5 protein-coding genes and 1 pseudogene are annotated in these 4,761 nt (G+C 60.2%); 3 read left to right on the top strand and 3 right to left on the bottom strand.

What is annotated here, in order from left to right:
• The 3 genes and pseudogenes from ACZYOF_RS42225 to ACZYOF_RS42235 all read left to right on the top strand — a co-directional run.
• A pseudogene (locus ACZYOF_RS42225) lies at positions 1–127 on the top strand (IS481 family transposase); the annotation flags it as partial.
• 702 nt (positions 128–829) lie between these two features.
• Positions 830–2,020 carry a fructose-1,6-bisphosphatase gene (locus ACZYOF_RS42230; protein ID WP_282531603.1) on the top strand — a complete coding sequence of 397 codons (1,191 nt, stop codon included), beginning with the start codon at positions 830–832 and terminating at the stop codon, positions 2,018–2,020.
• A 38-nt stretch (positions 2,021–2,058) separates the two neighbouring features.
• A complete protein-coding gene (locus ACZYOF_RS42235; RefSeq protein WP_282531602.1) occupies positions 2,059–3,246 on the top strand; it encodes a 6-phosphofructokinase in 1,188 nt (395 codons plus the stop codon).
• Here the strand turns inward: ACZYOF_RS42235 and ACZYOF_RS42240 are convergent.
• From ACZYOF_RS42240 to ACZYOF_RS42250, 3 genes are all read right to left on the bottom strand, one after another.
• Positions 3,243–3,554 (bottom strand): low affinity iron permease family protein, encoded by a 312-nt coding sequence (locus ACZYOF_RS42240; protein WP_463719438.1) that lies wholly within the window; start codon positions 3,552–3,554, stop codon positions 3,243–3,245. The genes ACZYOF_RS42235 and ACZYOF_RS42240 overlap by 4 nt on opposite strands.
• A gap of 198 nt (positions 3,555–3,752) precedes the next feature.
• Positions 3,753–3,986 carry a hypothetical protein gene (locus ACZYOF_RS42245; RefSeq protein WP_130580607.1) on the bottom strand — a complete coding sequence of 78 codons (234 nt, stop codon included), beginning with the start codon at positions 3,984–3,986 and terminating at the stop codon, positions 3,753–3,755.
• 101 nt (positions 3,987–4,087) lie between these two features.
• The gene (locus ACZYOF_RS42250; RefSeq protein ID WP_282531600.1) at positions 4,088–4,378 is read right to left on the bottom strand and encodes a hypothetical protein; all 291 of its coding nucleotides are present in this window, start codon (positions 4,376–4,378) and stop codon (positions 4,088–4,090) included.
• Between the last annotated feature and the right edge of the window lie 383 nt (positions 4,379–4,761).

The raw sequence follows: 4,761 nt of genomic DNA on the forward strand, positions 1-4,761 counted from the left end.
TGCCGACGAGCTTCCGATCTGGCTGCACCAATACAACTGGCATCGGCCTCACGGCGGTATAAAATCTCAAACGCCGATCAGCAGACTCGGTCTCACCGAGGACAACCTCTTGAGGCTCCACAGCTAGCGCTAGAGGTCGGGTGCAACCGCCGCAAGAACCGAGTTGAGCGTGCCCCTCGATCGTGGCAAGCCAACTCACTCCCGTACCGCTTGTGTTCAAAAGTGCACACACAGGGCGTTCTGCACGCCTTAGGATCTGCGCTTAGAGGATGCGATCTCTGGAAATCTGGAATCACATGGGTTATTTGCAAAGGCCCTGCCTCATGGGAAAAGCTAGCAGCATTTCGCAGCGGAGGCGTAGCCAATGCGACGACCATGCGGGCCTCTGATGTCGGAGGCACATTTTTATCTCAACACAACCAGCCTGTTCGATCTTCAGCGCGAAGTGACGGCCCTGTTTGCGCTTCGCAAACGGGTCGCGGATGCGGAGTTGGCAGCCACGCGCCGCACACGCGAGGTCCGCGCCTCGGTCGAACGGCACGCCCCCTCTCGCGGCAGACGAAAGGCTCATTGATCTCCAGGACGACGCGGCGGTTCGCCAGCGAAGCCTTGGTGCGCTGAGCTTGCGAGATGGCGACGTGTGAGATCGCTGCGGAGGGGGCATGCCTCCATGCACCGCTTATTTCCGCCTTGGCAAACTTGTCTGCACCAAAGGGCGGGTCGCTCACTCAGTGCGGACGCTAATAAACCTCCGGCTGGAACCCAATCGCAACATCAGACGTTCGTTCCCGCGGATGAGCAGCGCCGTCGCCCCGGCGCAGCAGGCGTCGTGGCCGAGGCGCTGAGCTGTGCTGTGCTGTTGGGAGGGATGCTCATGAGACTTACTCTTTCGGTCATCAAGGCTGACATTGGTTCCGTAGGCGGGCATACGAAACCGTCTTCACGCATGATCGCAACGGTCGAGGGCGAGGTCGCCAAGGCGATCTGCAATGGCGTTTTGATCGATGCCTTCATCTGCCACACCGGCGACGACATCGCGATCATCATGACGCACACACGGGGCGAGGGGAGCCCTGAGATCCATCAACTCGCCTGGAAGGCGTTTCTCGCCGCCACTTCGGTTGCGAAGACGTCCGGTCTCTACGGCGCCGGCCAGGATCTTCTCGCAGACGCGCCTTCCGGAAACATTCGCGGTGCCGGCCCGGGCGTCGCCGAGCTCAGCTTCGACCACAGCCTCTCGGGTCCGAGACCCGCGGAGTCATTCATGGTGTTCGCCGCCGACAAATGCGGCCCCGGCGCCTACAACCTGCCGCTCTACCTTGCCTTTGCTGATCCAATGTATTGCGCGGGGCTGATGCTGCCCCAGATGATCAAGGGATTCCGTTTCCATATCATCGACATGGACAACACAGCCGGCGACAGCGTGATCGAACTCAACGCGCCCGCGGACAACTACCACATTGCCGCGCTGCTGCGCGACAACGAGCGCTTTGGCATTGATCGCATCGTTTCTCAAACACATGGCGAGGTCGCCGCCGCCGTGTCGGCGCAGCGTCTTCACGCGATCGCAGGCAAGTACACCGGCAAGGATGATCCGGTCGCGATCATCAGGAACCAGGGAATTTTCCCGGCGCCTGAGGAAATCGTCTCTCCCTTCGCCAAGGCACACTTCGTGGGTGGCGATGCGCGCGGCTCGCATGTGATGCCGCTCATGCCCGTGCCGCTTAATACACCGGTGACTGGCATGTACTGCCTGCCGATCGTTTCCTGCGCCGGCTTTTCGATCGACAAGGAGGGCCGCTTTTCAGAGTCCTACACCGATTTCTTTGACAATCCGGCGTGGGACGAGGTACGCCGGAGCGCACAACGCAAGGCAATCGAGATGCGCAGCCAAGGCTGGTCCGGCGCTGCGATGCTGCCCTATTCCGAGTTGGAGTATGGCGGCTTCCGCGATACCGTGTCCGCATTGCTGAAGCGTTTTCGGCTGCGCGAGGAGCGTAAGCCGGAAGCGGCCGAGTAGGGAACGCTGCAGGCCGGCAGCAGTGGAAGGAGGCGAGCGTGGCGAAAAAGCGCATCGGCGTTCTCACGGGCGGTGGCGACGTTCCCGGCCTCAACGCAATCATCAAGACTGTGACCTATCGCGGCAGCGAGGACGACATCGAGGTCGTCGGTCTCCGCCGCGGTTGGGAGGCCCTCACGCACCTGAACCTCGACGACCCCGCCAGCAAATCGCACTACCTCATTCCGCTCAACCGTGAAAACACGCGCATCATCGACCGACGCGGCGGCACCGTGCTGCACTCGAGCCGCACCAATCCCTCCAAGATGAAAAAGCTGCCCGATCATCTTGTCGGCAGCGACGTTCCGGTCTCGGAGAGCACCAGGGGCGGGATCGCAACCAAGACCTGGGAGCTCACCGACCAGGTCTTGGCGAACCTGTCGGGGCTCGGCATCGAACATTTGATCGCCATCGGCGGCGATGACACGCTCAGCTATGCGGACAAGCTGAACGGACTCGGCGTCAAGATCATCGCCATCCCGAAGACGATGGACAACGACGTCCGCAACACCGAGTACTGCATCGGCTTCTCGACGGCGATCACCCGCGCCAGCGATGCGATCCAGCGGCAGCGCACCACAGTCGGCTCGCACGAGCGCGTTGGCATTTTCCGCATCTTTGGCCGCGATGCCGGCTTTACAGCACTCTATACCGCATACGCGACCTCGATCCGATGCGCGATACCGGAGTACAAGGTCAATCTCGACAAGCTGATCCAGTTGCTGCTCGAGGACAAGCGCGGCAACCCGAGCAACTATGCGCTGATCGTGTTGAGCGAAGGCGCCGAATGGGAGGGCTACAAAGCGCAGGAATACGGCGAACCGGATGCCTACGGTCACCGCAAGAAGGCAAGCGTGGCCGAAGCGCTTGCCGACGAGATCAAGCGGCGCGCCGGCGAGGAGACCATCGTCTCTGATCTCACCTACGACCTGCGATCGGGCGATCCCGACTTCATCGACAAGCTGGTCGCCCTGACTTTTGGAAACATGGCCTACGATGCCATCCTGGAAGGCAAGACCGGCCTCATGTCGGCGCTGGTCGAGGGCCGCTATGACCTCGTGCCCATCCCTGACGCCAGGCTCGGACCGCGCAAGCTGGACGTCGCCAGCACATACAACACGGAGCGCTACCGTCCTCTCTATTCCAACAAGCGGGGGCTGCCGATCTTTCTCAACCGCGCGTTTTAGGATGGCAGGCAGAGAATGCGCGAGAACACGGTATCCAGGGTTTCGACGCGCCGTGTTGGGCTCCCGCAGATTGAGCTATCCCGACTTCTCAGCGCGAACCTCCTCGCGTTCCCGCTCGACTTCCTCCGCATCCTTGTCGTCGATGCCCGGCGGCTTGCTTTAAGAAGCTCGTCCAATTTGGCGTGAATGGCCTCGGTGTCTCGGTGTTCGGCGCGCTGAATTACCAACGTCATGCCCCAGGTCGCGAGCGTGGCTAGGGAGTGCCACTCCAAACCGTTGCCTAAGGCAATCCAGGCGATGCCGTACATGGCGAAAAGCGCAAACGCCGCGGGGGCGCGCGGTTAGCACGCCGAGCTGCGTCAGCCACGCTCGAATCTTCTTAAAGGCCATCCTGGAGAACTTGGCTGGAAGTTGCGCGTTCCACCTCAACTCTCCGCCGCGAATAACGCGCTGTGAGCCGGCACTTCTGGCGCCTTGGCTGCCATATGCTCTGTCGGCCTGCGGCTTTAGCGCTCACCGAGCATTATCACCCGCTCGAATGCCGCGTCGACCCCGTCCATGAACGCCAACGCGCGGGGCAGTGATGGTGCCTCGTAGGTGATGGCGCCGCCAGGGCCGCCCCACACGATCTCGACGTGCCAGTGATCGTCGACCCGGGCGATCGACCCAGCCAGCATGTTCGGGGCGCGCTTGATGTTCACCCTATTGTCGTCAACTTGATCGGTTCGGAACGTTGTCATGGTTCGGCCCTTCTTTGTCTCGGGCCTCCGCCTAGATTACGGCCGTATTTAAACTCGCCTCCATCCTTGATGTTCCGAAAATCCGTCCTGCCAACAACACATCAATGGACCTTGACGGCCCCGCTGCTGGCGGAAGGAGCTGGCGTTTGCTGTATCGAACTGTTCAATAGATCCCGCAATGCAATCAAATTGTCCAACGTCGTAACAATGCGAGCGCGAACGATGCTTTCATGCTCAATCTTATTCGAATCGAATAGCGGACCTGCCTTTGGCCGAACGTTTGTAAATGTGAGTGTCATGAGTGACCCAGGCCCCGACGAGAGGTTGATTTTTCCTATGCAAAGCGCTTCTGGAATATTGCCTGGGTCTACCGTGAGTGGCTCCTCGGTCATGGATGGTCTCCCAAAAAAATCTTCCGGTCCTAGTGGTCGTTGACGAAAGTCCTCCACCACAGCTTGCGGAATCTTCGCGCATCACGAGCTAAAGCTGAAGTACGCTTGAGCGATTTGCTTCGTCCCAGGGCGCGCGCAGCCAGACGTCGCGCTCCTCGTCCGTCATTTAGACGTTTGCTAACTGACTTGGTTCCGCGGACGCTTGCGCCTGCGCACTCTCGTCAAGCGGACATAGACGAGTTCGTGCAGAAAACGCCACTGATCTTCCCCCGAAAAAGTGGACGGGTTTAAGCAGCTTTTAGCTCCATCTCGATCGGCGCGACATATCCGATGGCGGAATGGAGCCTCGTTCGATTGTAGAAGCCTTCGATGAAGGCGAAGAT

This window comes from Bradyrhizobium sp. LeoA1Lang, assembly GCF_055413685.1.

Bases quoted from the DNA above. Each gene is read 5' to 3' on its own strand.
- ACZYOF_RS42240 (WP_463719438.1), bottom strand. From the start codon at position 3,554: ATGTACGGCATCGCCTGGATTGCCTTAGGCAACGGTTTGGAGTGGCAC.
- ACZYOF_RS42245 (WP_130580607.1), bottom strand. From the start codon at position 3,986: ATGACAACGTTCCGAACCGATCAAGTTGACGACAATAGGGTGAACATC.
- ACZYOF_RS42250 (WP_282531600.1), bottom strand. From the start codon at position 4,378: ATGACCGAGGAGCCACTCACGGTAGACCCAGGCAATATTCCAGAAGCG.